Source organism: Burkholderia sp. LS-044, from assembly GCF_004803625.1.
GTDB lineage: Bacteria > Pseudomonadota > Gammaproteobacteria > Burkholderiales > Burkholderiaceae > Burkholderia > Burkholderia cepacia.
On the sequence record NZ_SSWO01000012.1, the window covers coordinates 171,585 to 196,835 of the forward strand.

The following is a 25,251-nucleotide window of genomic DNA, read 5'->3' on the forward strand; positions in this document are numbered from 1 at the left end:
CCAATCGAATTCCTCAATCTGCCATTTTTTACAGTATCTAAAACCATCCGATTCAATTTATTTTCATCGCGAGGACATGCGCCATTGCACCTCGCACTCTCACATGGAGATACACATGACGAAAAATCATTATGAAACTGAAATTACAGTTAAATACCGGGAGACGGACGGACTCGGGCATGTCAGCAGCCCGGTTTATTACGATTACCTTCAGCACGCATATCTGACGTTCATGCACGACCTGCTGGAGCTGCCGTATTCGGAGAAGTTGCCGCACATCATGGTCAAGACGTCGTGCGAGTACCTGAAGCCCGCGCAGTACGGGGATACGATCACGGTACGCAGCAGCATTACCCGTTTCGGCTCGAAGAGCTTCGAACTCGAGCACCTGATGATGCGGGACAACGGCGCGGCCGGCGACGACGCGATCGTTGCCCGCGCGCAGTCGACGCACGTGATGTTCGACTATGCGAGCAATGCGACGATGCCGGTTCCCGAAGAGTTCAAGGCGCGCGTGCTGGCGTTCCAGGGCGCGATCTGACAAACGGCTTCCCGGGGCGGGCGCCCCGGGTCCTTTCTAAACGAATACGATCAGGCCCATCAGCACGGCTTTCACGACCGCGTTTGTCTTGTTCGAAGCGTCCAGCTTGGCAATGGAACGTGAAATGTGAAAATTGATCGTACGTTCGGTCAATCCGAGAATCATGCCTATCTCATAGGCAGTCTTCCCTTCGGCTGCCCATTTCAATACTTCACACTCTCTCGTGCTCAACGCGACCGCAGTGGGGGGTGTCATGTTCAATGCCAACCGAGTCATTCTAATCTCCAGAACAATTAACCATGCTGGCCGACTCGGCGCACGCCCATCCTGCGAAGCGTGAATCATCCTGTTCAGCCCTCGAAAGCGCAAACGACAGTGCTTGGCGCCAAAGCGCCAGCCTGTTTCTTTATTTATTAAGTCAGTAATGCACGCGAATCGGCCATGTGCCGCTCGCGTACCTCGGGATCATTATCAGCAACGATCAGGCAACAATCACGAATCAAGGTGCATTGAGCGAAACAATGCAATACGGATTAATTACGCCGGACGCAGCAATCGGACAAGGTTGAGCATACCGAGTTGCAATCCCGCGCGGAAGATGCGTCAGGCTCAATGTATTCATGCAGTTGACGCGCACGAACGTGACGTGTGCACCGTCATGGTTCAGGTGCGCCGACATCGTACAACGACGACGCCTGGGTCGCGCAGACACGTCGCAGGCAACTGCGCAGCCAGCGATGGGCGGGGTCGTTATCGAAGCGCGGATGCCATATCTGCGAAACCGTCAACGTGGCAGTCAGCACCGGCAACGGGAAGCTGAACATTCCCCCCCGCGATTTCGCGGTCTGCCGCTCCGGAACATTGGCGATCAAATCCGAGTCGCGCGCCAGGGACAATGCGGCGGGAAAACCGGACACGATCGCCGCGACGGTTCGCTGCAGCCCCAGCGTATCAAGCACGTTGTCGATGGGGCCGCTGAGCTGCCCCCGCCGCGACACGCTGATATGGCCGAACGATGCATATCGCTGCGGCGTGACCTCCTCCCGCGCAAGCGGGTGACCGGCCCGAACGACGCCGATGAAGCGGTCGCGGAACAGCGCCTGTACACGCAATTCGGGGCCCGTATGGCCCACCACGCCGATTTCGAGATCGACGGCCCCCATGCGCAACGCCTCGACACTCTTGTCCGGCTTCGGCGCGAAGCGCAGCCGAACGTTCGGCGCGGTTTCCATCACCAGCGCGAGCAGTTCGGCCGCGAACGTATCGACGAACCCTTCGTTGGCACGGATCGTAAACGTGCGCTCGAGCCCGCCGAGGTCCGCGTTCTTGCACGGACAAAGGACAGCCTGCGCCCCTTCCACGAGCGCGCGAACCTGGACCCGCAGTTCAAGCGCATGAGGCGTCGGCACCAGATCGCGTCCGGCCCTGACGAGCAGCGGATCACCCGTCGTGGCCCTCAGGCGGGCCAGGGACCGGCTCAATGCCGACGGGCTGAGGCCGAGCGTCTCCGCGGCCCGCGCGACGCTGTTCTCGGACAGCAAGGCATCCAGAACAATCAAGAGATTGAGGTCAGGTGCATTCATCTTGTTCAACTCGTGCCGATCGGGACCCGGCCTGGATTGACGATTAACGGGAACCGCGAATTCGACGTGATATCCGCGCAGCGCACGATGACGGACAACCGCGCCGGTCGATCGCCGGCACGGCGTTCCATCCGGCATCGTGCGCCGGAATACGTGAAGCGAGACGGCCCGTTTGCGCGATGTCATTCTGTTTCCGGATTGTGCACCGCACGCGATTCGATCTCAACCGCCATTCGACGTCGCCCCCCTGTCCATATCGGCCGCAGACACCGGGTGACGGCAAGGCAAGCAGGAACCTGTCGTCACGGGTCGACGCGACGCGCCTGCGTTCGGCCGATGCGGTGCCCTGCTGGCGGCCGGGAATCGGCCGGCCACGCAAATCGAACGGCATCCCGAACGCGATCTCGCGGTATTCCGGCTACCTGCATCGGCCGCGCTTCGCGGACGCGCGTCGCCACGCTACTTCGGCTTGTCGCCCATCGGATTCCGCAACCGGGCCAGCTGTCGACGCGCGCACGGGTTGCACACGACGACGTCGCGATTCATCAGCGCCACGAGGGTTGGGTCACGCGCGTATCGCAATCGCCGCGCCCCCTGCGCGATCTGTCGATGCTCGTGCGTGTACTCGAGGCGGCCGAGCGCGGGAACGGACCGCGCACGTGGCGTTACCGGTCATGAGAGGAACCCCGGTTCGCCCGCGTCGAATGCCCGGGTTCGGCACCCGCCGGCGCGGAAGCGGCAGAAGCAGCCAGCGGCGCGTTCATGTACGCCGGGACAGCCTTCTTTCCCTGTCGGACGCCCGGCGGCGGCGCCGTCGGGCGCTGCTCCATGTCGGCCAGCATCTGCCCGCACGGCAATGAGCGACTGCGGCCCGGCTGCAGCAACGCGAGCAGACTGGCGAGCGGATTCAGCAAGCCCAGCCCGATCGCGGCACCGCCACGCGCGATCAGTGCGCCCGCCTTCACCCCGACGTGCGGTTGCTTGAAGGACCCGGTGACGTACAGCGGCGAGCGTAGCGATATCACCCGGAATCCCTTGGTATGGGGATGGATCGTCAGGTTCATGGTCTCGTCCCGCAGGTTCACGTTGCCATCCATGCCGATCACCGCATCCTCGGTGTCGAGCGCGAATACGCGCGAGTCGAGCACGCCGTTGGTGACCACGAAGTCGGCCACACCGCAGTTGATCCTGACGTCGCGCGTGCCGAACAATTTCTCGTACACCACGTTTGCAACGTTCAGCCCTGCGGCTTCCATCAGCAAGAGACTCACCGTGCCGTCGGTCACCAATGTCTTCACTTCCCCGTTGGAAGTCGCGGCGAGTGCCGCCGGCGAATTGCCGGTGGCCGACAGCGCGGCATCGCCGTTGACCTCGCCGAGCGCCGTTTGCATCACCGGAAATGTCGGGAACAGTTGCTTGAGTTTCAGATGTCGCGCCTGCAGCGAGAACCGCCCCTTGAGCGGCGTGCCGCTGCCGTCCAGGTGGATGTTCGAAGCAAGCGTCCCCCCCGCGACGCCGAAGTTCAGCGGGTTGAGCGTCAGCACGCCGTCGTGCAACACGACGTGGGTCGACAGGTCGGTGATCGGCAGGCTCGCGGTCTTGACGATGCGCCGCCCGGTCAATCGAACGTCGGCGTCGATCTTCTTCCAGCGGTCCGTGCGGAATGCCTCGACCGGCAATGCCTTGTTCGCGGGCTGCGCGACGGCGGCGCCCCGCCGCGCCTTGCTGGCATTCGTGTCGGCGCCGATGAGCGGCGCAAGGTCGGAAAACTGCAGCAGCCTCGACACCAGCGTACCGGACAAGAGCGGCCTCGGTTCGCGCGAAACGTAGACCAACGAGCCGTTGATGTCGCTGCCGCCGACGCGTCCCGTGAAGTCCTCGTACTTGAAGACGTTGCCGGATGCCCGGAATTGGCCGACCAGTCGGCCGTCGGTCGCATACGGAGCGGTTTCGGGAAGGGTGAGGCCCGTGACGTCATACAGCTTGGCCATGCTGGTGCCCGCGAGCCACAGTCGAAGATCGACCGCCGCCAGGTGAGCCGGATCGGTCAGCGTGCCGACGAGCGCCAGGTGCGTATCGCCGAAGCGCAAATCGGCTTGAACCGGAAACGGGTGTTGCGCGCCCTGCACCTCCAGCACATTGCCGATCTTGCCCGTGCCGGCGACCGCGCCTTTCTTGTAGGTCCCCTTGACGGTCCAGCCGATCGCGTACGTGCCGACGCCGGCAGATGCTGCGGGTGCTGCGCCCGTCGATGCGCTCGTTGTCGCCGAAGCCGTTGCGCCCGATGCGGCCACTGTTGACGCGCTCGATGCCGTCGACGGGCCTGATGCAGCCGGGGCTATCGTGGTGCGAGATGTCGTCGCCGCGGCATGCGACGCAGCGGCCAACGCTTGCGACGCCGCGGCCGATGCGCGGGACGCCGCCTCGGCACCCGACGCAGGCACCGCCGGTTGCGCCGGGCCGGCGCGCGCCTGGGCCGCGAGCTTTTTCTGACCTGCCGGCCCGACGGTCCGCGCCGATTCGTGTTGCGCCAACGCCTGCTGCTGTTTCAGCACCGCGCCGAACGGGATCGGCTGGCCAAGCGTGTCGACCACGGCGCTCAGATCGAATTGCTTTTGCTGATCGTAGTAGCCGAGACGACCCTGGGCAAACGCGATCTGATGCAGGTCGAGCGTCCATCGGCCCGGCTGCGCGGGGCTCTTGAGCTTGAGCGTCCAGTTGACTCGCCCGTCCCTGATGCGCTCGAGGTCGACGGACGGATTGACCAGGTCGATTGCAGGAATCACGATGCGGCGTGCCATCAGCGGCAGCGCCTCGACTTCGAAGCTGATCATGTCCAGCGCGACGAAATACTTCGTGCGCGCCCAATCGGGATTGGCGATCGTGACATCGCGTGCACTGAATCGCGGCCACGGCACCCATGCGCGCCAGCCTTGCTCGCTCACCGGCCGACGCCAATCGATACGCAAATCGCCGTTGATCGCGAACTGACGTCCGATCGCGTCCGACACCTTGTCATCGATCCACGGCCGGGCTCGATTCCAGTCGAACGTGACGATGAAGATGACCAGCGCGGCAAGCGCCAGGGTGACGATGACGGCAAGCCACGCGGCCACCTTGCCGACGGTGTGGCCAATGTGCATTGCTCCCTCCCCGAGTTTGCTGCACCGTATCCAGCAATTCGTGTTCCTGAATACGGGATCCGCCCGCCAGGTAGCGTGCGCGCCTTCGAGATGGGGTTCGTACGACTTTTCAGGCGTCGATCTTCGCAGTAATGTTCCGGATCGACTGCACTACCTGCCCTCGCTGCGTAACGCCGGCAAGCTCGTTGAGCGAGAGAAGCGGACGCCTGCTGCAGTGCTTCCTGCATCCGCGGGATGCGATCGGGAGGATCAATGGATCGTCGCCATTTCCTCAAGTCGTCGGCCTTTTTTACCATTGCGGCTGCCGCCGCTGCTGTCCCGTACGACGTTTCACCAGCGGGCCTGCCGGGCAGCACCGTGCGCAAAAAAAACAGTCAATTTCCGCAAGGTGTCGCAAGCGGCGATCCGCGCGATCGCTCCATCGTGTTCTGGACACGCTGCGTGCCGGTACCGAGCGGCGACCAGCACGATGCAAGAAGTGCCGCGCGCGCGGTACCGCTACGGCTCGAAGTATCGACGCTGCCGGATTTCTCGACGCTCGTCGCCAGCGTACCGCTGAGGGCGCTGGCCATCTATGACTTCACCGTGCGCGCGAAGGTGACGGCGCTCTCGCCGAAGACGACCTATCACTACAGGTTCGTCGCCGGCGGCGACGTCAGCATGACCGGTGTCGCGCGCACGGCACCGGAGGCCGGCGAGGCCAACGAACGGGTTCGCTTCGCGTGGCTCACCTGTCAGGACTGGAGCGTCAACCACTGGCAGGCGATGACGCTGATGGCCGCCGAACGCGATCTCGATTTCGTCGTGCACGTGGGTGACTATATCTATGAAACGGTCGGGACTTCTCCCCCCGGCCAGGCCGAGCCGGCACATTCTCCGCTGCACCTGCCCGACGGCAAGCGGCTCGCGGACGGCCGCGCTTATGCCGACACGCTCGAAGACTACCGGACGCTCTATCGCACCTATCGTACCGATTCGCGCTTGCAGACACTGCACCAGCGCCTGCCGATGATCGCGATCTGGGACGACCACGAATTTTCCGACGATTGCTGGCAGGACCATCAGGTCTACACCAACGAGGAGCGACAGGAAACCCGGCGGCGCCGCAACGCCAGTCGCGCGTGGGCAGAGTACATGCCGGTGGATTGGGGCGACGTGCGCTTCGAGCCGGACAATCCGTCGTACACGAACATTCGCATCTACCGCGATTTTCGTTTCGGCATGCTGATGCATCTGGTGATGACGGACGAGCGGCTGTATCGCGACGACCATGTCGTGAGCGAAGCGGCTATCGCGCGCGCGCACGGGCACGACCCGGTGCACGGTGACGACGCGGCCGGCTCGCGCTACTTCGTCAAGCAGGATGGACTGCTACGCGACGAGGCGCGTCTTGCCCGGCAGTTGGGTCGCCCGCCGTCGCTGCTCGGTCCGGAACAGACGCAATGGTGGAAAGCCGCGATGAAGGGCTCGCCGGCAACCTGGAAGGTATGGGGCAACGAGGTGATGTTGAACCGTCTGTGGTTCGTGATGCCGGGTGCACCCCAGACACCGGGAGCCCGCCTCGTGGTCGATTGCGACGCATGGGACGGCTATCCCGCGCACAAGCACGAACTGCTCGCCTACTTGAGGGAGCACGGGATCCATAACGTCGTCGCGATCACCGGAGACCTGCATGCATTTCAGTGCGGCATCGTGCGGGACGATCCCGATCCCGCGACGGGGGTGCCGGTCATCGTCGATTTCGTCTGCGCCGGCATCAGCAGCATGTCGTTCTATTCCTACCTGAAGGCGGCATGGAACGGCACACCGCTCGCGTCCATCGCGGCGACGCCTGCCAGGCTCGACCGCTTCCTGATGGCGAACAACCCCGATCTGTGCCACGCCGACCACGACGCGCAGGGTTACGCGTCGGCCACGGTCACGGCGGACTCCTTTTCCGTCACGTTCAACAAGATGAAGCCGTTGAACCCGGACGGCGCCGCGCCCGCGGATGCATTGCTTGGCCGCACGCGATTGACCGTGCCCAGGGATTCAGTCGAGGTACGCGTCGAGCACATGTAGGTTCCGACGCGCCGCCGTTTCCCGGCGGCATTGCGCGTCTCCGAAAACTCGAGCAAGCGGCCCTGTACGCTCATGCACAGGGCCGTTCCGCGCGGCGCGTCAGTGGAAATGTCCGCCGAAAAGCCCGAGCAACCCTATGATGATCAGGTACAGCGCAACGATGTAATTCAGCAGTCGCGGTACCACCAGAATGAGAATCCCGGCGATCAGCGAAACCAATGGGCTCCAGTTCGTGAATTCGTGCATGGCGCGGCCTCCTGACAGTGGATCGCGAAATCGGATGTGCGTCGGTGCGACGCTGATCCACGTATCGGAGCGATTTCCATGCCTGACTCGACGCGTGCCGCGTCGGGTCTTCGAATCGGCGAGCCTTCTCTTCCGGAGCCGCGCAGATCGCTCAATCGGCGGGGGGCAGCTTCGCGGACAGGTCCGGAAAGTGGAGTTCGCCTTCGTAGGTCTCGGCACCGGCTGCGAGTATCGCCTTCACACGCGCCTGTATCGCTTCGTTGGCCACGCAAAGATCGGCCTCGTGCGCTTCCACCAGCAAGCCTTCGGAGAAGGAAACGTCGGACCCCATGTCCACGGACCGCTTCAGGTGTGCAATCGTGGAGGGCGGGAACGTCGCGATGCGGCGTGCCAGCTTGTCCACGAACGGGCCCAGTTCCCTGGCCGGCAATGCACGATTGATATAGCCGTAGTGGTCGGCCAGCTCCGCGGAGAAGTCTTCCCCGGCCAGCAGTACCTCGAGGGCGCGGGCGCGTCCCATCCGCCGCGGCAGGCGCTGCGTATTGCCACCGCCGGGGACGAGCCCGCACACGACCTCCGGCTGACCGAACACGGCTTCGCCGATCGCGGCGAAACACATGTCCGCGGCCAGCGCAATTTCGCAGCCGCCGCCGCGGGCGATCCCTTCGACCTTCGCGATGACGGCCTTGGGCATGTTGCGCAAGCGCTCGCCAAGCATCTGTGTCAGGCGGAAGGTGCGCGTATTCGAAGTCGTTTTCGGCGCCGAGCCGACACGATGCAGGCCCGAGTGAGCGATGAAGAACTTCGGCACGGCGCTCTGCAGGACAACGACACGTACGCTCGCATCCTGTTCCAGCAGCCGGGTCAGCGAGTCGAACTCCTCCGAGAGAACCTCGTCGAGCAGATTCAGCGGCGGATAGTCCAGGGTAACCGTGGCGACGCCGCTATCGCGGGTCACCCGGATATGTTTGTAGTCGGCATAGCTTCCGCCTCCCCCCTGCGATGGCGCGGACGGTTGGGGAGCAGCGCCCCCTTCCGAAGACGCGAGCAACACACCGGGCGCGAGTGTGGCGGCACCGATTGACTGGACGAAGGTACGTCGAGAGATAGTCGACATGGCAGACTCCTGGGTTGGTTTCATCTCGCCTCGGCAGAGCCGCGCCCGGCTCGCAATCCGCGGCGGCATCAAGTAACGCAGTTGCAATCCCCTGGCGCGGCGGTCCCCATGTCACTGCGCATGGCAATGACTGCGCCGGCAATCCGGCGTCGTTGAGCGGCATTCGTCAGTTTGAAAAAGCAAGCTTCGCCAACGTCATGATCCGCGTCCCGTCGGGGCCTTTGCAAGAATCCTCCCTAAGTGGGGGGGCGCCCCGATCGACCTCGCGCGGCAGCGCGGAGCGGGTCGATCCTGCACGCCCTCCCCGAACAGGGGGCTGCCTTCGCGCCGGGCCATGGGTACTTTTGGCGGCATGGCCCCTTCGACACATGATCCGGCGCGCGTCTCCCTTCCTGGGCATCCGCCCGACTCATGCCTGTTGAAGTGCGTACCGGCACGCTGTCGCTGCAGGGTCGGCAGACCCTCGTGGCCGCGCACCGACGACACCACGGAATGATCCGCCCCATCCATGAACAAAAGCCCATCATCCGGCGACAAGCCGGCGCCTGAGTCAGGCCGGCGTGTTTTCCTCAAACGCGTCGCCATCGTTCCCGCCGCCGTCGCGATAGGCGGGTGCCATTCGGGCGACGACGCATCGCCGGCACCGACGGCGACGCAAAATGCCGGCAGCGGCGTTCGGCTCGACACCTATCGTCCGGTGTTCTTCACGCCCGAAGAATGGCACTTCGTACTCGCGGCGGTGGATCGCCTGATCCCGCACGACGACGAAGGGCCCGGTGCGCTCGACCTGAACGTTCCCGTCTTCATCGACCGGCAACTGGAAACCGGTTACGGCTACGCGGCGCACTGGTACATGCAGGGTCCGTTTCGCGCGGCCTCCCCGCTGTTCGGCTATCAGTCGAGGCTCACGCCGCGCGAGCTGTATCGGGCCGGGATCCAGGCGACGAACGCACGCTGCATGCACGAGTTCGCCGGCAAGCGCTTTGCCGAACTCCCCGTCGCGGAACAAACCGGCGTGCTCGCACGCCTGGAGTCCGGCGCGATGGCATTCGACGCGATCTCGTCGGCGGATTTCTTCGCGTTTCTGCTGGAGAACACCCGCGAAGGCTATCTGTCGGACCCGATACACGGCGGCAACAAGGAGATGGGCAGCTGGAAAATGATCGGCTTTCCCGGGGCCAGGGCGGACTTCCTCGACTGGGTCGGGACCGGCAAGCGCTACCCGTACGGGCCCGTCAGCATCGAAGGTCAACAGGGTTGAGACGCATATGCCGCAAATCACGAAGCCGGAAGTGGATGCCGTCCTCGTCGGGATGGGTTGGACAGGTTCGATCATGGGGATGGAGCTGGCCGAGGCCGGCCTGACCGTGGTCGGCCTGGAGCGCGGCGCAAACCGCGATACGAGCCCCGAGTTCGCGTACCCCGCCATCGCCGACGAGCTCGCCTACATTCAGCGGCGCAAGCTGATGCAGAATCTTGCGCACGAGACGGTCACGATCCGGCATGCGCCGAACGAAGACGCGTTGCCCTACCGGCAGCTCGGCGCATTCCTGCTGGGTACCGGGGTAGGCGGCTCGGGCGTGCACTGGAACGGCACGACCTGGCGTGCCAACGCCGCCGACCTCAAGATCCGCTCGCACTACGTGCAGCGATATGGCGCCGGGTTCATCCCCGGCGACATGACGATCCAGGACTGGCCTTACTCACTGGACGAACTCGAACCGTACTTCGAGCGCCTCGAGGCCGTGATGGGCACGTCGGGCAAGGCAGGCAATCTGCGCGGCCGGATCGTCTACGGCGGGAATCCCTTCGAGGCCATGCGCCGGCGCGACTATCCGTGCCCGCCGCTCGCCGACAATTATCCGGCGACGCTGTTCCGGAACGCGGCGCGCGACGCCGGTTTTCATCCCTTTCCGATTCCCGCGTCCAATGCGTCGATCGCCTATCAGAACCCGTACGGAATGCAGCTCGGCCCGTGCAACTTCTGCGGCTATTGCGAAGGCTTCGGCTGCTACATGTATGCGAAGGCATCTCCGCAAGCCTGCATCCTGCCCGCCTTGCTGGCCAAACCCAATTTCGAGTTGCGCGACCGATCCCATGTGACGCGTGTGCAGCTCGATTCGGACGGCAAGCGCGCGACCGGCGTGACCTATCTCGATGCGCAGGGCCGGGAAGTGTTTCAGCCGGCGCGCATCGTCGTGCTGTGCGCGTTCCAGATGCATAACGTGCGCCTGCTGCTGCTGTCCGGGATCGGCACGCCGTACGATCCGGCGACGGGAACGGGAACCGTCGGCAGGAACTTCGCCTATCAGAAGAACAGCGCGGTCTCGCTGTTCTTCGACAAGGACGTCCACATCGATCCGTTCATCGGCGCCGGCTCCGGCGGCCAGGCATTCGACGACTTCAATGCGGACCATTTCGATCATTCCGCCGCGGGGTTCGTCGGCGGTGCCTATATCAGCGCGATGGTCACCGGCGGCCGCCCGATCGGCCAGACCCTGCTGCCGGAAGGCACGCCCAAATGGGGCTCGGCGTGGAAGAAGGCGCTCAAGGACAACTACCTGCATTCGTTTTCCATCGGTACGGCGGGGTCGGTCATGTCTTACCGCACGAACTACCTGGATCTCGATCCGACCTATCGCGACGCATACGGCCTTCCGCTGCTGCGCATGACGTTCGACTGGCACGACAACGAGATGCGCATGACGCGCTTCGTCACCGGCAAGGCCGAGCAGGTCGCGCGTGCGATGAAGCCGAAATCGATGTCGGTCCACGCCGGGAAGATCGGCGATCACTTCGACATGCGGCCGTACCAGACCACGCATACGACGGGCGGCGCGGTCTGCGGAGATCGTCCGGACACGAGCGTCGTGAACAAGTACCTGCAATCGTGGGACGTCCACAACGTATTCGTGACGGGAGCCTGCGCGTTTCCGCAAAACTGGGCCTACAACCCGACAGGCATGGTCGGCGCGCAAGCGTATTTCTCGGCGCGCGCGATTCGCGAGCAGTACCTGAAGAATCCCGGTCCGCTGCTACCGACATAGGAAAAGCAATGGGTGAGCGATACAAGAAACTGGCCGGAATCTCATTCGGGCTGCTATGTACCTTCGTCACGCTGGCTACGTGGTTGCGACCGGCCGATGCGAACGCGCAGGATGCCGGGCAGATCGCGCGCGGCGCCTATTTGGCGCGCGTCGGCGATTGCGTGGCATGCCACACGTCGCGCCGCGACCAGCCGTTTGCCGGCGGGCTGCCGATGGAAACGCCATTCGGTACGATCTATTCGACGAACATCACGCCCGATACCACGCACGGGATCGGCCGCTACAGCTACGACGATTTCGCGGCCGCGCTGCGCAAAGGCGTCGCGAAGGACGGGCACCTGCTCTACCCGGCGATGCCGTATCCGTCGTTCTCGAAGGTCAGCGACGCCGACACCCGTGCACTCTATGCGTACTTCATGCACGGCGTGCGCCCGATCGGCCAGCCGAACACCGAGACACGGCTCCACTTTCCGTTCAACCTGCGCGTGCTGCTCGCGGGATGGAATCTTCTGTTCCGGCCCAGTGGCACGTATCGCGAGGACCTGACGCAAAGCGCGACGTGGAATCGTGGTGCCTATCTCGTGCAGGGGCTCGCGCACTGCGGCGCATGTCACACGCCTCACGGTCCGATGGGCCAGGAGAAGGCGCTGGACGCACGCGGGACGGACCTGTACCTGAGCGGCTACACGCTCGCGGGCTGGCATGCGCCCGATCTGCGCCCCGGCGACGGAAACGGCGCGGGCGAGCGCACACGGGACAGCATCGTTCAGCTTCTGCGCACCGGACGATCGCACGGCAGCGCCGCGTTCGGCGGGATGTCCGAAGTGGTGGAGAACAGCACGCAGTATTTCAGCGACGCCGACCTGGCCGCGGTGGCCGATTACCTTGTCAGCCTGGGCCCCGGTCGCGCAACGCGGACGTCGGCGGCACCTCCCGTCAAGTCCGATACGACCGCGGCGTTGCGCTCGGGCGTCACGCAGACGGGCGGCGCGTTGCTGTACCTCGACAACTGCAACGCGTGCCATCGCTCGGACGGCAGCGGCGCGATGAAGGCGTTTCCCGCGCTGGCGGGCAACGCGGTGGTCACGTCCGACGATCCGTCGTCGGTCATTCACGTGATTCTGACCGGCTCGCGGATGCCGTCGACCCGATCCGATCCGGCGCCGCTGGCCATGCCCGCATTCGGCTGGCGGCTGTCGGACATGCAGGTCGCCGAGCTCGCGACGTTCGTCCGCGGCAGCTGGGGCAATCGTGCCGGCACGGTGAGCGCATCGGACGTCGCGAAAGTCCGGCGGCAGGTCGATCCGGCGCAACTGAAGCGGATTCGGGCCGCCGTCACGAACGAAGTGACCGACGACGGTGCGCCCGGTTCGACCGGCAAATGACCTCGGGCGGCGGCCCGTATCACGCGGAGCCCATCGCCCGCACGCGATCGAAGGACTGCGCGGCTCGGGCCTTCCACTTGTTTGACTCGATTATCGGAAAACCATCATGCGATTCATCAGCTTTGTCCGCGACGGCGCCACCGGCGTCGCTATCCGGTCCGGCGACGGCCGTTATCTCGGACTGACGCGTAGCGAGCCGGACTTTCCCGGCGATCTCGACACCCTCGTTTCCGGCGGTCCTGCCGCGCTGGCGCAGGCAAGCGAACGCCTCCAGCTGGCCGGCCGGCCGCTGGACCTGGCCGATTGCACCCTGCTCCCGCCCGTGACGCGGCCGGCGAAGATCATCTGCGTCGGGCTCAACTATGTCGAGCACTCGCACGAGGCGGGATACGAGGTTCCGTCGTATCCGACACTTTTCGCACGCTTTCGCAGCAGCCTGACCGCGCACGGCGCCGCGATACGCATGCCGACGGAATCGGATCAACTCGATCACGAAGGCGAGCTGGCGGTGGTCATCGGGCGCGGCGGCCGGCGCATCGCGCGAAGCGATGCGTTGAACCATGTGGCCGGTTATACGGCTTTCAACGACGCGACCTTGCGGGACTATCAGTTCAAGACGCCGCAATGGACGGTCGGAAAGAATTTCGACGAAACGGGCGCACTCGGCCCCGAGCTGGTGACCGTCGACGAATTGCCGGCGGGCGCGGCCGGTCTCAGGCTTCAGACCCGGCTCAACGGTGTCGTCGTGCAGGACGCCAATACGAACGACATGATCTTCGACATCGCTACGCTGATCGCCACCATCAGCGAAGTCATGACGCTCGAGCCCGGCGACGTCGTCGCGACCGGCACGCCGTCGGGCATCGGCATGGCGCGCAATCCGCCGCGCTGGATGCGCGCCGGCGACGTGTGCGAGGTCGAGATCGAGGGAATCGGCGTACTCAGGAATACCGTCGTGCAATCGTGATCCGGTCGGGCCGGCGCAGCGCGCGCCGGCACGCGTTTAGCCAGGCTGCATGATCAGCGCATCGTTCGCGAGGATCATCGCGCCGGCGTTGGTGGGCCTCGGCCGCTCCGCCGGACGAAACACCGCGTCGCCGGGGAAGATCGGCAAGTGCGTCAGCACGCAGATGCCGCGGCGTGACGCGACGACACGCCGCCAGCGCTGCTCGCCGAAGTGCCGGACGCCGGGCTCGACCCAACGAACCACCAGCACGCTTCCGTCGCATTCCAGCACCGTCACCCGGGCACCCGCGAACTCGCGGGCGGAACCCACGCGCGGCCCGTCGTCCAGTCGTGAAATCGCATCAGGCATGTCCCACCCGCAAACCGGTGCGGTCGAGCCGTGGGCCCGGTCGACCGCGCGTGTTCAATCGGTCACGTGATCCTGACCAGCATCTTGCCGGTGTTGGTCCCGTTCATCAGCCCGATAAAGGCCTCCGGCGCGCGCGCGATACCGTCGACGATCGTCTCGTCGTGCACGATCTGCCCGGCCCTCAACCACGCCGCCATTTCGTCGACGAACGCGTCGCGGTGCTGCCGATAGTCGTGCAGCAGGAAGCCCGTCAGCGTCAGGCTCCGATAGACGACGTTTTCCATGAACCGCGGCCCGGGCGACACGCCGACGCGGTCGTACTGCGAAATGGCGCCGCAGATCGCCGCCCGCCCGCCGTAATTGAAGGCCGACAAGGCCGCCTCGAGATGATCGCCGCCGACGTTGTCGAAATAGACGTCGATACCTGCCGGTGCCGCGGCCGCCAGCTGCTCGAGCACCGGCGCGCGCCGGTAGTTGAACGCCGCATCGTATCCGTAGCGTTCGCGCATCACGGCAACTTTCTCGTCGCTCCCTGCCGAGCCGATCACGTGCGCGGCGCCTTTCAGCCGCGCGATCTGCCCCGCGAGCGAGCCGACCGCGCCTGCCGCGGCGGACACGAATACGACTTCATCCTTGCGCATGCGTGCCACCACGAGCAGCCCGACGTAGGCCGTCATGCCCGTTGCGCCCATGACGCCGAGGTGAACGCTGCTCGGCAGGTCGGGCAAGTCCGCGACGCGGGTGAATTCGACTGCGGCGCCCTGCGCGATGTCGCGCCAGCCGTAGCGGTGCAGCACGAGATCACCGGGTGCGAACGTGCTCGACGCGCTGTCGGTCACACGGCCGACCGCGGCGCCCGTCATCGTTTCATGCAGCTTGAACGGTTCGACATACGACGGCCGGTCGTCCATCCGGCCGCGCATGTACGGATCGACCGAAACGTATTCGTTGCGTACGCGAATCTCGCCGTCCGCCAACGCCGGAAGCGGCACCTCGACCGTCAGGAAATCGTCCGGGACCGGCTGGCCGTTCGGCCGTCTCGCCAGTTGAATCTGCGTGCTGATCGTGGAGAACCTCACCGCCCCTCTCTCCTTGCAAGAACCCAGGGCGCCGGCCGGGCACGCCGCACGGATGCGGCGGCGTGCCGCGCCTCATGCACCGGCGATTCGGACTTCGCTCACGTGCTCGACCGACGGCGGGCCCACGAAGAAGGGGCCGGCCAGCTCGCGCCAACGCTGAAAATCGGCTGTCTGGCGAAAGGCGTCGTGCAGCGCGACGCTTTCCCATTGCACCATCAGGCGGTAGCGCGACGGTTGCTCGATACCGCGATACAGGCGCAAGCCATGGCAACCGGGGGCGCGTTCGATGAGCGGCTTCGCCTCGGCGACCGCGCGCTCGAATTCCAGCTCTCGGTTTTCCTGGATCTCGATCTGGGCAATTTCAAAAATCATGGCGGGTTTCTCCGCGCAACGCGAACCGTCGCGCAGTGCAATTGACACGATGCCGGCATCGATCCCGGGCCGGACATTCCGGGTGGGCGGCGCGTGCATGCGTGCTGCCCTGCTGCCGGCTCGCGTGGACAGGCGAACGCGCCGCAATCGTCGACGGGTTCATGCGCGGTTCAGCACGACGTCCTGGCAGTTTTTCAGCCGCAGTCGGATCGGCAGATGAGGTCGGTGCGGAACGATCGAGCCATTTCATGCTGCGCAGTCTCGCTCCGGAACCGGACGACGTCACCGCACCCGCTCGAAACGAACCGGCCGGCCTGCATCGTTTCGACCCGTCGCGACGATGAGCCAACGATAGCGTTGTCCTGCCGACCGCTCTACCCCCAGTACGGGGGGGTGAAAAAAACCTCTGGAAGCACCGGCACCCGAGGCCGGCGGCAACCCGCAGCCACGCATGCCGAACTCGCCGACCGACGGGCGTTCGTTCGAGCCGGTCACCGTTTGTCGCCGACGACCCGCTGCCATGCGGCGGCCTGTTCGTCGCGCACGAGCTGCTCGGCAGATTCGGGCCTGACCGTGCGATATGGCGGCGCCTCCGCCTCGATCACCGTGACGATGGCGTCGATCATTTCCGCGGGATCGTGTTGCCGATTCAGTTCGCGCGTCGGCCAATGGGCGACGACGCGCTCGCCTTGATCCCACCACTGATCCATGCTTTCCATGCCGGTATCGTTGAAGCCGGTGCGATAGGCACCCGGATTGATCGTGACGACTTCGACGCCGTAAGGCTGCAGTTCTTCCGCCATCGCGGAGCAGATGCCTTCGACGGCATGCTTCGACGCGGCGTAAGCACCGTCGAACGGCACCTTGATCAATCCCGCGACCGACGACATCCAGACGATCCGGCCATGCCCGCGCGCGACCATCCTGCGCGCGAATCCCTGCGCGACCTCCAGCGCCGCAAAGACATTCGTTTCGAAGACCGAACGAAACACGGAGATCGGGACCTCCACGAGCGGGCCGGACTCCATGATGGCCGCGTTGTTCAGCAGGACATCGATCTCGTGCGTCAATGCGTGCGCACGATCGATTTCGTTCGTCACATCGAACTTGATGACCTGCATGTCCACGCCGCGCGCCTTGGCCTCCTGACGCAGTGCCCAGACCTGCGGCCAGATCTGGCCGCACGCGATGACGCGATGCCCCCGCTCCGCCAGTGCGAACGCGACCCCTCGCCCGAATCCGGACCCCGCACCGGTTATCAACACCGTTCTGGTCATGCATCCTCCCGCTCGGTTCACGATGATTGCGCGCCCGGCCGGACGACCCGCCCGGACGGCGATCTTGCCGACTACGTTACGGCGTTTCCCGCAGCCAACGCCCCCCCCCCCGAATGGGGAGGCGGACCGCATCGACGACACGGGTCGAAAGCGGCCGCATGCCGTCAGTCGCAGCGACGCCCGACTCCGGCGAACGCCTTATGACACGGCCCTTGCGGGGCGCGGATACCCCGTTCGCCGTGACCATGCGCGCCGCGTCAACCGCAAACGGGACCGATCGGAAAGCGCGAAATCGCGCCGCGCCCTCGCTAGACGACTGGTCTACTCAGTCGTATGATCCGCGTCACGGTTCGACCGCCATGTCGGCCCTCGCATTCATGCGATGCATGGCGCAACCCGGCGCACCCCCGCAGGTCATGCCCTGTGACGTTGCCCGCAAGCGTCCACGCTATAGACGACTGGTCTACTTTGTTCGTGCGTCGTGCCGTCGTGGCACGTCGTCCCGCGCATCCCGACCGTCACGCGAACAACCCGCCGCCGCCGACACGATCCCGGCGGCGAAACCGTTACACAGAGGTCACCCATGCCGCATTCCCCATCCGTCAATCGCCGGGTCGTCCTGGCCAGCCGCCCCGTCGGTGCGCCGGCAGCGCACGACTTCCGGCTCGAAACCACGGCGGTGCCGACGCCCGCCGACGGCGAAGTCCTCCTGCAGACGCTTTACCTGTCGCTCGATCCCTACATGCGGTGGCGCATGAGCGACGCGCCGTCCTACGCGCCGCCGGTTGCGCTCGGCGACACGATGGTGGGCGGCACCGTCAGCCGCGTCGTCGCGTCGAAGCATCCCGCATTCGCGGTGGGCGAGCTGGTGCTGGGCGACAGCGGCTGGCAGGACTACGCGCTCTCCGACGGCACCGACCTCATGCCGCTCGGCACGGACCTCGAGCGCCCGTCCCATGCGCTAGGCGTGCTTGGCATGCCGGGCTTCACCGCCTATACGGGCCTGCTGAAGATCGGGCAACCGAAGCCGGGCGAAACGGTCGTGGTCGCGGCGGCGAGCGGCGCGGTGGGCGCCGTCGTCGGCCAGATCGCGAAGCTCAAGGGCTGCCGCGTCGTCGGCATTGCGGGAGACGCGGAGAAATGCCGGTACGTCACCGAGACGCTCGGCTTCGACGTGTGCATCGACCGGCGGGCCCCCGATCTTGCACGGCAGCTCGCGCAAGCCTGCCCCGACGGCATCGACATCTACTTCGAGAACGTCGGCGGTGCGATTTTCGACGCCGTGCTGCCGCTCCTCAACGTCGGCGCACGCGTGCCGCTCTGCGGCCTGATCTCGCAATACAACGACAGCGAACCGGCGCCGGGCCCCGATCGGCTGCCGCGCCTGACCGACACGCTCCTGAAGAAACGGATCCGCATGGAGGGCTTCATCATCCTCGACCACTATGCGACCGGCTATCAGGCGTTCCTGGCCGAAATGGGCCGTTGGGTCGAGGCCGGCGAGATCACGCCGCGCGAAGACGTCACCGACGGCCTGGAACGTGCGCCGGAAGCGCTCATCGGCCTGCTGGCAGGAAAGAACTTCGGCAAGGTGGTCGTACGCGTCGCCGAAGTCGCTGCATGAAGCGAATTCGCGCATCCATCATTCATCTCCATCCCCAGACATCATGAAACTTCTGTTCGTCCTGACTTCCCACGACACCCTCGGTTCAACCGGCGAGAAAACCGGCTTCTGGCTCGAGGAATTCGCGGCCCCCTACTACACGCTGAAAGACGCGGGCGCCGACATCACGCTGGCGTCGCCGGCCGGCGGCCAGCCGCCGCTCGATCCGAAAAGCGCGGACCCCGCGTTCCAGACCGACGCCACGCGCCGCTTCGAAGCCGATCGTGACGCGCGCGCCGCGCTCGCGGCCACGCAAAAACTGTCGGAGGTCGCAGTCGACGCGTTCGACGCGGTGTTCTATCCGGGCGGCCACGGCCCCCTCTGGGATCTCGCCGAAGACGCAGGATCGATCTCGCTGATCGAGCAGGCCATCGCCCTGGGCAAGCCGGTCGCAACCGTCTGCCACGCACCGGGTGTGCTGCGCCATGCGAAGGGGCCGGACGGCAAGCCGCTCGTCGCCGGCAGGAACGTCACCGGCTTCTCGAATTCGGAAGAGGATGCCGTCGGGTTGACGAACGTCGTGCCGTTTCTCGTCGAGGACGAACTCAAGTCGAAGGGTGGCCGTTATTCGAAAACCGATGACTGGCAACCGTACGTGGTCGTCGACGGCCTGTTGATCACCGGCCAGAATCCGGCGTCGTCCGAACCGGCCGCCCACGCGCTGTTGAAACTGCTGACGCGCGCCTGACCCGCGGAGCGCCCCCCGCACCGGCGGCGAACATCCGGTTCGCCGCCGGCTTGCACACGAACGACACGCGCGGGAACACGGCCGTCGCGCGATCACATCGATCCTGATCCCGAAAAAGCGTTTAACACCACGCGCAATACTCGAACGCACCTCCGGAAAATACAATCACGGTCGTCCTGTCGTCGCACGCCTGCATCGCGCACCACATCCATCATGTCTTCGCCGCTCTCCAGATTCACGTCATCTATTTCGGATACCCAAACAGGCATCGCCGATGCGGCCCGTCATTGGGCCGGCACGAGCGGCGTCACCTGGCTGTACATCTTCAAGACCCTGCTCGCCGCGCTGCTGGCGCTCGGCGTGGCGATGAAGCTCGAACTCCCGATGCCGCGCACGGCGATGACGACGGTCTTCGTGCTGATGCAGCCGCAAAGCGGCATGGTGCTCGCCAAAAGCCTGTACCGGATCTGCGGCACGATCGTGGGCCTGCTGGCCATGCTGGTGCTGATCGGCCTGTTCGGTCAGGTGCCCGAACTCTTCCTCGGCGCCACTGCGCTCTGGATCGGCATGTGCACGGCAGGTGCCGCGCGGAACCGCAACTTCCGGACCTATGGATTCGTGCTCGCCGGCTACACGGCCGCGCTCATCGGCATCCCGTCATGGCAGCATCCGGACGCGGCCTTTCTTTCTGCGATGACGCGTGTGACGGAGGTGACGATCGGCATCCTGAGTTCGGGTGCAGTCAGCGCGCTCGTCTTTCCGCAGCATGTCAGCGAACAGATCAGCCGCGTGAACCGCACGCGGTTCACCGCGTTCGCGGACGACGTGCTGTCGATTCTGTCCGGCCGGATCGACCGGTCGTTTCTCGAGGCGCTGAGCGTGCGCATCGTCGACGAGACCGTGAGCGCGGAAGCCGCGCGCAGCGCAGCGGTGTTCGAAGGCCCCGACACGCGCTTGCGAAACGGCCGCCTGACGCGGCTCAATGCGGAGCGCATGGCGGCGTCGACGCGGTTGCACGCATTGAGTCAGCTGATCGCCCGGCTGCGTGTCGCGCGAACCGATGAGGTGCTGACGGAGATCGACGCACTGATGGCCGCTATCGCAGAGCCGCTCCGACTCATACGGCAGGACGCGACGCACGCCGACGATATCGACGCATTCGCCGCGTCGCTGGCCGCCACGCTCGAGCACTGCCGCACGGCGCTGCCCGGCCGCGCGCAGTCGGCGCGAGACCGGCTCGGCAGCGGCGCGACCGCGCTCGATTTCGATACGGCGGTCGACCTGCTCGACCGGTTCCTGGGCAGCTATGTCGCCTATGCGAGCACCTATCTGTCGCTGAACGCCACCGCGCACGAGCGCGAACAGTGGGTGACGCCCTACGAGCCGCGCACCAATCCGCTCATCGCGGCAGTCGCCGGCGTCCGCGCGATGCTGCTGACGCTCGTGCTCAGCGCGTTCTGGATCGCGACCGCGTGGCCGTCGGGCGCCCTGCTCGTGCTGAACGGCGGTGCCATCTGCGCGCTGGTCGCGTCCTCCGCGCACCCGTCTCGCACGGCGTTCCAGATGGCGATCGGCACCGCGTTCGCGTCCGTCGTCGGGCTGATCGTCATGTTCGTCGTCTATCCGGTCATCGACGGCTTCCCGCTGCTCTGCGTGGTACTCGCCGCGCCGCTCGCATTGGGATGCTGGATGACGACGCGCGCGTCGCTGGCCGGGTACGGCATCGGCTACTGCATCTATTTCTGCTTTCTGACCGGCCCCGACAATGTCGTCGCCTACGATCCGACGTCCTTCATGAACGACGCGATCGCGCTGGTCCTGTCCATGCTGATGGCGTCCGTCGCGTTCGAGCTGTTCCTGCCGCCGACGATGCGCGGGTTGCGCCGGCATCTGCTGGCCGACCTGCGCAGGCAGGTCGTGTTCGTATGCACCGATTCGGTCGCAACGCTGCGCACGCGCTTCGAAAGCCGCACGCGCGACCTCATGTATCAGGTCCGGTCGATATCGCGTGACGACCCGGCGGCAAACGGCGAGTCCGTCGAATGGTTTCTGTCCGTCCTCGAGATCGGCTCGGCCGTCGCGGACCTGCGCGACGCAACGGCCATCGAGGCGGCACGAGCCGCGCCGGACGCCGCACCGGCCTGGCTCGACGATTGCGCATCCGCGTGCCGCGCGATCCGGCTGCTGTTCGAGGCGCCGACACCGAAGGCCGGCGCTGCTGCCGCGCACGCGGTACAGGTTGCAATCGCCACGCTGCAACGGACGATGCAGACCGCCGATGCGGCAAGCCCGTCCGCGCCCCGCCTTCAGACGGTGCTCGGCAGCCTGCATTTCATTCACAGCGCACTCGCGGCACCCGACTCGCCGCTCTCCGCTTTCCGCATCCACTGACCACGCGTCGGCACCCGGCCGCGCACACCGGCTCGTTCACCGGCGCGCAGCGGGCGACGCGGTTCGTTCCGCGTCAATGCTCGACGGCCCGTTCCGCACCGAGCCCGGTCTGCGCGCGCACGAACTGGGCGTCGAACGCATGCCGCTCCGCGTCGGCCTTCGAACTGCGATCGAGTGTCGACATCACGTAGCTCGCCAGGAACGCCAGCGGCATCGTAAACAGCGCCGGATGATCGTACGGGAACACGGCAGCCGGATGCCCGAGCACCGACTTCCACACCGCCGGCGACAGAATGACCAGCGAGACCGACGATACGAGACCGACGACGCCGCCGCAGACGGCCCCGCGGCTCGTCAGCCCCTTCCAGTACATCGAAAGCACGAGCGGCGGAAAATTCGCCGAAGCGGCAACGTTGAACGCCAGTGCCACGAGAAAGGCGAGGTTCTGCCCTTTGAACAGGAGGCCGAGCACGACGGCCACGGCGCCGATCGCCAGCGTCGTCCACCGCGTGACGCGGATTTCATCGGCCCCGCTCGCTCGGCCCTTGCGCAACACGCCCGCATAGAGGTCGTGCGATACGGCCGACGCACCCGCCAGCACCAGGCCCGACACCACGGCCAGGATGGTGGCGAACGTCACCGCCGCGAGGAAACCGAGGAACAGGCTGCCGCCCGTCGCGTCGGCGAGATGCATCGCCACCATGTTGCTCCCGCCGCGCAGCACGCCGCCCACGCGTCCGCCCTCGAAGAACTGCGGATCGGTGCCGACGATCACGACGCTCGCGAGACCGATGACGAACATCGCAATGAACATGAAGCCGATGCACGTGCTCGCCACGAATACGCTCTTCCTGGCTTCCCGTGCATTCGGAACGGTAAAGAAGCGCATCAGCACGTGCGGCAGTCCGGAGAGCCCGAACACCGTTGCGAGCGACATCGAGACGGCCGAGACGGGGTCCGAGAACAGGCGGCCCGGCTCCATCAGCGCGTTCCCCGCGTGGTGTACCGAGATCGCCGACCGCGCAAGCCGTTCGAAGCTGAAACCGAAGTGACCGAGCGCCAACAGCGTCAGCAACGTGCCGCCGAACATCAGCAGGACGGCCTTGATGATCTGAACCCACGTCGTCGCGATCATCCCGCCGAACGTCACGTAGACGATCATGAGACACCCGACGCCGACGACCGCATAGTTGTAGTCGATGCCGAACAGCAGCTGAACGAGTTCCCCCGCGCCGACCATCTGGACGATGAGATAGAAGAACACGACCGTCAACGAACTGACCACGCCCATCCAGCGCGTGCTGACCGGATCGAGCCGGTAGGCGATGATGTCGACGAACGTGAACCGGCCGAGATTGCGCAGTCGTTCGGCCATGAGGAACAGCATCACCGGCCATCCGACGAAGAAGCCGACGACATAAAGCAGGCCATCGTAGCCCTTCGCGTAGACGAGACTCACGACGCCGAGCAACGTCGCGGCGGACATGTAGTCACCGGCGACCGCAAGGCCGTTCTGAAGCCCGCTGATTCCGCCGCCGGCGGTGAGGAAGTCGTTGACCGTCCTGGTACGGCGCGCCGCCCAGTACGTGATGCCCAGCGTCATGCAGACGAACACCATGAACATCGCGATGGCGGCCGGATTGAGCGGCTGACGCTGCCCCGCCTCCACGGCGGGGCCGGCCCACGCAAGGCCGCCCGGCGCGGCGGCAAGCGCGCATGCCGCGGTCGAAACGCGTGCGATCGGTTTCATTGCCCCACCTCGCCCAGCAATTCGCTGGTCAGACGTTCGAACCGGTCATTCGCGACGCGGACATACAGCCACGTCAGCCCCCATCCCGCAACGATCACGGCGATCGCGAAGATCACGCCGACGGTCGTGACACTGCCAGCCCACGCGGCGCTGCGCAACAGGTCGGGCCGCAACGCGACCAGCGCAATCAAGCCGAAATACGCGCCCAGCACGATGACCATCGACACCCGGCCCAGGCGTGCGCGTTCGTCGACCAGCTCACGAAACTTCGCGTGCTCCCGGATACGTGAAACTGCACTTGCATTCAACGTCATATGTCTCCTCCATCGCCAGTTTTGAGAATCGGGATCGCTCGTGTATCCGTCATCTCGCCAGTCGATTCGTCATCCGTAAGATAGGGTTCGCTTCCTTGCCCGGTCGGCCTTTGCTGCGCGATCGCCAGGACGACCGAGCTTATTTCCGCCATCGGCGAATAGCAGCCCCCACAGGTGGGGGGCGTCGGCGCGCTCACGTGTCCCCCGGGGAAACACCGACTGTTCCCGTCGACGACCGTCACTCGGGGCTCGCGCACGCATGGAATACCGGGGCGAGCGGCGCGAGGCGAACCGCCCCCCGTCCGGGGGGTGGAAAAAACGTGTCTTCGCGCGGTATTTCTCACGAATCGCCGCCGCTGCCGCGCCCTCCTTTCATTCGCGACGTCATGAACCTTTTCCGTACCGACCTGAACCTGCTGGTGGTACTCGAACGCATCTACGCCCAGCAGAGCATCACGCGCGCGGCGCAGCAGCTCAGCCTCAGTCAGTCGGCGGTCAGTCATGCGCTGAACCGGATGCGCGAGTTGCTCGGCGACCCGCTGTTCGAGCGCCACGGCAATGCCATGATGCCCACCCCGTTCACGAGAGCGATCATTGCGCGCGTGCGCAACGGCCTGCGTACACTCGAATGCACGCTGCATGAAGCCAGCCGGTTCGAGGCGTTTCACAATCGGCATCCTCAACGCGCAGGAACCGGTGGTATTGCCGGTCATCGCGCAATACGTCGCACAGCACGCACCGTCGATCGATATCGCCGCGGGGCAACACGACCGGCGCGCGATAGAGACCGACCTGCTCACGGGCTCGCTCGATGCCGTGATCGACGTGCTGCTGCCGCACCCGCAATCCGTCCGCAGTACCCGGCTGTCGACCGACCGGTACGTCGTGCTGTGCCGGCGCGATCACCCGCGCGTCGGACAGCGCCTCGACCTCGACGCCTATCTCGCCGAAGAGCACGTGCTCGTGACGGGCCGGCAGCGCGGCGGCGGCGTCGAGGATGCCGCGCTCGTCAGGCTCGGCGCCGAACGCCGCGTGCCGCGTCGTCAACCAGACCGACCTGCTGCTGACCATGCCGGAGCGGTACGCGCGGCTGCTCAACGAGATGTGCGGCAACCGGATGCTCGAATGCCCGTGCGACGCGTCGATCGATACCTATCTCTACTGGCACGCGAATGCCGATGCCGATCCCGCGAATGGCTGGCTGCGTCGGCAACCGGGCGACGTATTCGATCCCGTTCGCGCGGACACGGCGAGCCGCCCGTGACGCGGTGCCTCGCCG

Annotated in this window: 21 protein-coding genes and 3 pseudogenes; 13 read left to right on the forward strand and 11 right to left on the reverse strand. The window is 65.5% G+C overall.

Features of this window, described 5'->3' with window-relative positions; translation table 11 throughout:
- Positions 1–115: 115 nt before the first annotated feature.
- A complete protein-coding gene (locus E9536_RS27895; RefSeq protein WP_021157713.1) occupies positions 116–541 on the forward strand; it encodes a thioesterase family protein in 426 nt (141 codons plus the stop codon).
- 36 nt (positions 542–577) lie between these two features.
- On the opposite strand, the gene E9536_RS27900 is transcribed toward E9536_RS27895, so the two are convergent.
- Both E9536_RS27900 and E9536_RS27905 read right to left on the reverse strand, forming a co-directional pair.
- Positions 578–817, reverse strand: coding sequence for a LuxR C-terminal-related transcriptional regulator (locus tag E9536_RS27900; protein ID WP_225723211.1), 240 nt, complete (start codon positions 815–817; stop codon positions 578–580).
- A gap of 380 nt (positions 818–1,197) precedes the next feature.
- Complete coding sequence (locus E9536_RS27905) at positions 1,198–2,124, reverse strand: LysR family transcriptional regulator (protein ID WP_034196250.1); 927 nt, start codon at positions 2,122–2,124, stop codon at positions 1,198–1,200.
- 379 nt (positions 2,125–2,503) lie between these two features.
- Here E9536_RS27905 and E9536_RS42205 point away from each other — a divergent pair.
- Positions 2,504–2,763: pseudogene (locus tag E9536_RS42205) on the forward strand (DUF6687 family protein); the annotation flags it as partial.
- A 26-nt stretch (positions 2,764–2,789) separates the two neighbouring features.
- Here the strand turns inward: E9536_RS42205 and E9536_RS27915 are convergent.
- Positions 2,790–5,267: an AsmA family protein gene (locus E9536_RS27915; protein ID WP_136471397.1), complete on the reverse strand. Its 2,478-nt coding sequence runs from the start codon at positions 5,265–5,267 to the stop codon at positions 2,790–2,792.
- 252 nt (positions 5,268–5,519) lie between these two features.
- Between E9536_RS27915 and E9536_RS27920 the strand changes: the two genes are divergently transcribed.
- Entirely contained in the window at positions 5,520–7,328 is a 1,809-nt protein-coding gene (locus E9536_RS27920) for an alkaline phosphatase D family protein (protein ID WP_136471399.1), read from the forward strand.
- Positions 7,329–7,427: 99 nt separating this feature from the next.
- On the opposite strand, the gene E9536_RS27925 is transcribed toward E9536_RS27920, so the two are convergent.
- Both E9536_RS27925 and E9536_RS27930 read right to left on the reverse strand, forming a co-directional pair.
- Positions 7,428–7,574 carry a DUF3096 domain-containing protein gene (locus tag E9536_RS27925; protein ID WP_021157720.1) on the reverse strand — a complete coding sequence of 49 codons (147 nt, stop codon included), beginning with the start codon at positions 7,572–7,574 and terminating at the stop codon, positions 7,428–7,430.
- A 151-nt stretch (positions 7,575–7,725) separates the two neighbouring features.
- Positions 7,726–8,691: an enoyl-CoA hydratase/isomerase family protein gene (locus E9536_RS27930; protein WP_060082737.1), complete on the reverse strand. Its 966-nt coding sequence runs from the start codon at positions 8,689–8,691 to the stop codon at positions 7,726–7,728.
- A gap of 697 nt (positions 8,692–9,388) precedes the next feature.
- On the opposite strand from E9536_RS27930, the gene E9536_RS27935 reads away from it, so the two are divergent.
- The 4 genes from E9536_RS27935 (at position 9,389) to E9536_RS27950 (ending at position 14,090) form a co-directional block, all read left to right on the forward strand.
- Entirely contained in the window at positions 9,389–9,952 is a 564-nt protein-coding gene (locus E9536_RS27935; protein ID WP_247873516.1) for a gluconate 2-dehydrogenase subunit 3 family protein, read from the forward strand.
- Between the two features lie 7 nt (positions 9,953–9,959).
- Positions 9,960–11,738, forward strand: coding sequence for a GMC family oxidoreductase (locus E9536_RS27940; RefSeq protein ID WP_136471401.1), 1,779 nt, complete (start codon positions 9,960–9,962; stop codon positions 11,736–11,738).
- Between the two features lie 8 nt (positions 11,739–11,746).
- Positions 11,747–13,123, forward strand: a complete 1,377-nt coding sequence (locus E9536_RS27945) for a cytochrome c (RefSeq protein ID WP_136471403.1) — start codon at positions 11,747–11,749, stop codon at positions 13,121–13,123.
- A 106-nt stretch (positions 13,124–13,229) separates the two neighbouring features.
- Entirely contained in the window at positions 13,230–14,090 is an 861-nt protein-coding gene (locus E9536_RS27950) for a fumarylacetoacetate hydrolase family protein (RefSeq protein WP_136471405.1), read from the forward strand.
- 36 nt (positions 14,091–14,126) lie between these two features.
- Here E9536_RS27950 and E9536_RS27955 read toward each other — a convergent pair whose 3' ends face one another.
- The 4 genes from E9536_RS27955 to E9536_RS27970 all read right to left on the reverse strand — a co-directional run bounded on the left by E9536_RS27955 (position 14,127) and on the right by E9536_RS27970 (position 17,298).
- On the reverse strand, positions 14,127–14,438 hold the full coding sequence (locus E9536_RS27955) for a DUF3331 domain-containing protein (protein WP_081066181.1): 312 nt from the start codon (positions 14,436–14,438) through the stop codon (positions 14,127–14,129).
- A gap of 62 nt (positions 14,439–14,500) precedes the next feature.
- The gene (locus tag E9536_RS27960; protein ID WP_136471407.1) at positions 14,501–15,517 is read right to left on the reverse strand and encodes an NADP-dependent oxidoreductase; all 1,017 of its coding nucleotides are present in this window, start codon (positions 15,515–15,517) and stop codon (positions 14,501–14,503) included.
- Between the two features lie 72 nt (positions 15,518–15,589).
- Positions 15,590–15,889, reverse strand: a complete 300-nt coding sequence (locus E9536_RS27965; RefSeq protein ID WP_136471473.1) for an antibiotic biosynthesis monooxygenase family protein — start codon at positions 15,887–15,889, stop codon at positions 15,590–15,592.
- A 491-nt stretch (positions 15,890–16,380) separates the two neighbouring features.
- The gene (locus tag E9536_RS27970; RefSeq protein WP_247873517.1) at positions 16,381–17,298 is read right to left on the reverse strand and encodes an SDR family oxidoreductase; all 918 of its coding nucleotides are present in this window, start codon (positions 17,296–17,298) and stop codon (positions 16,381–16,383) included.
- Positions 17,299–17,749: 451 nt separating this feature from the next.
- Between E9536_RS27970 and E9536_RS27975 the strand changes: the two genes are divergently transcribed.
- From E9536_RS27975 to E9536_RS27985, 3 genes are all read left to right on the forward strand, one after another.
- A complete protein-coding gene (locus E9536_RS27975) occupies positions 17,750–18,790 on the forward strand; it encodes an NADP-dependent oxidoreductase (RefSeq protein WP_060198284.1) in 1,041 nt (346 codons plus the stop codon).
- Between the two features lie 43 nt (positions 18,791–18,833).
- Complete coding sequence (locus E9536_RS27980; protein ID WP_136471409.1) at positions 18,834–19,517, forward strand: type 1 glutamine amidotransferase domain-containing protein; 684 nt, start codon at positions 18,834–18,836, stop codon at positions 19,515–19,517.
- A 213-nt stretch (positions 19,518–19,730) separates the two neighbouring features.
- Positions 19,731–21,908 carry an FUSC family protein gene (locus tag E9536_RS27985; RefSeq protein WP_136471411.1) on the forward strand — a complete coding sequence of 726 codons (2,178 nt, stop codon included), beginning with the start codon at positions 19,731–19,733 and terminating at the stop codon, positions 21,906–21,908.
- A 73-nt stretch (positions 21,909–21,981) separates the two neighbouring features.
- On the opposite strand, the gene actP is transcribed toward E9536_RS27985, so the two are convergent.
- Positions 21,982–23,658, reverse strand: a complete 1,677-nt coding sequence (gene actP / locus E9536_RS27990) for a cation/acetate symporter ActP (protein ID WP_081076280.1) — start codon at positions 23,656–23,658, stop codon at positions 21,982–21,984.
- The gene (locus E9536_RS27995) at positions 23,655–23,972 is read right to left on the reverse strand and encodes a DUF485 domain-containing protein (protein WP_136471413.1); all 318 of its coding nucleotides are present in this window, start codon (positions 23,970–23,972) and stop codon (positions 23,655–23,657) included. The genes actP and E9536_RS27995 overlap by 4 nt, the downstream gene beginning before the upstream one ends.
- A gap of 386 nt (positions 23,973–24,358) precedes the next feature.
- Between E9536_RS27995 and E9536_RS42680 the strand changes: the two are divergent.
- From E9536_RS42680 to E9536_RS42690, 3 genes and pseudogenes are all read left to right on the forward strand, one after another.
- Positions 24,359–24,493, forward strand: a pseudogene (locus E9536_RS42680) (LysR family transcriptional regulator); the annotation flags it as partial.
- Between the two features lie 118 nt (positions 24,494–24,611).
- Positions 24,612–25,004, forward strand: a pseudogene (locus E9536_RS42685) (LysR substrate-binding domain-containing protein); the annotation flags it as partial.
- A gap of 37 nt (positions 25,005–25,041) precedes the next feature.
- Complete coding sequence (locus tag E9536_RS42690) at positions 25,042–25,236, forward strand: hypothetical protein (RefSeq protein ID WP_348772179.1); 195 nt, start codon at positions 25,042–25,044, stop codon at positions 25,234–25,236.
- Positions 25,237–25,251: the final 15 nt, after the last annotated feature.

Coding starts and splice junctions, on each gene's coding strand:
- actP (WP_081076280.1), bottom strand. CDS start 23,658: ATGAAACCGATCGCACGCGTTTCGACCGCGGCATGCGCGCTTGCCGCC.
- E9536_RS27950 (WP_136471405.1), top strand. CDS start 13,230: ATGCGATTCATCAGCTTTGTCCGCGACGGCGCCACCGGCGTCGCTATC.
- E9536_RS27920 (WP_136471399.1), top strand. CDS start 5,520: ATGGATCGTCGCCATTTCCTCAAGTCGTCGGCCTTTTTTACCATTGCG.
- E9536_RS27925 (WP_021157720.1), bottom strand. CDS start 7,574: ATGCACGAATTCACGAACTGGAGCCCATTGGTTTCGCTGATCGCCGGG.
- E9536_RS27955 (WP_081066181.1), bottom strand. CDS start 14,438: ATGCCTGATGCGATTTCACGACTGGACGACGGGCCGCGCGTGGGTTCC.
- E9536_RS27985 (WP_136471411.1), top strand. CDS start 19,731: ATGTCTTCGCCGCTCTCCAGATTCACGTCATCTATTTCGGATACCCAA.
- E9536_RS27945 (WP_136471403.1), top strand. CDS start 11,747: ATGGGTGAGCGATACAAGAAACTGGCCGGAATCTCATTCGGGCTGCTA.
- E9536_RS42690 (WP_348772179.1), top strand. CDS start 25,042: ATGCCGGAGCGGTACGCGCGGCTGCTCAACGAGATGTGCGGCAACCGG.
- E9536_RS27915 (WP_136471397.1), bottom strand. CDS start 5,267: ATGCACATTGGCCACACCGTCGGCAAGGTGGCCGCGTGGCTTGCCGTC.
- E9536_RS27900 (WP_225723211.1), bottom strand. CDS start 817: ATGACTCGGTTGGCATTGAACATGACACCCCCCACTGCGGTCGCGTTG.
- E9536_RS27905 (WP_034196250.1), bottom strand. CDS start 2,124: ATGAATGCACCTGACCTCAATCTCTTGATTGTTCTGGATGCCTTGCTG.
- E9536_RS27930 (WP_060082737.1), bottom strand. CDS start 8,691: ATGTCGACTATCTCTCGACGTACCTTCGTCCAGTCAATCGGTGCCGCC.
- E9536_RS27895 (WP_021157713.1), top strand. CDS start 116: ATGACGAAAAATCATTATGAAACTGAAATTACAGTTAAATACCGGGAG.
- E9536_RS27975 (WP_060198284.1), top strand. CDS start 17,750: ATGCCGCATTCCCCATCCGTCAATCGCCGGGTCGTCCTGGCCAGCCGC.
- E9536_RS27980 (WP_136471409.1), top strand. CDS start 18,834: ATGAAACTTCTGTTCGTCCTGACTTCCCACGACACCCTCGGTTCAACC.
- E9536_RS27940 (WP_136471401.1), top strand. CDS start 9,960: ATGCCGCAAATCACGAAGCCGGAAGTGGATGCCGTCCTCGTCGGGATG.
- E9536_RS27970 (WP_247873517.1), bottom strand. CDS start 17,298: ATGCGGTCCGCCTCCCCATTCGGGGGGGGGGGCGTTGGCTGCGGGAAA.
- E9536_RS27995 (WP_136471413.1), bottom strand. CDS start 23,972: ATGACGTTGAATGCAAGTGCAGTTTCACGTATCCGGGAGCACGCGAAG.
- E9536_RS27965 (WP_136471473.1), bottom strand. CDS start 15,889: ATGATTTTTGAAATTGCCCAGATCGAGATCCAGGAAAACCGAGAGCTG.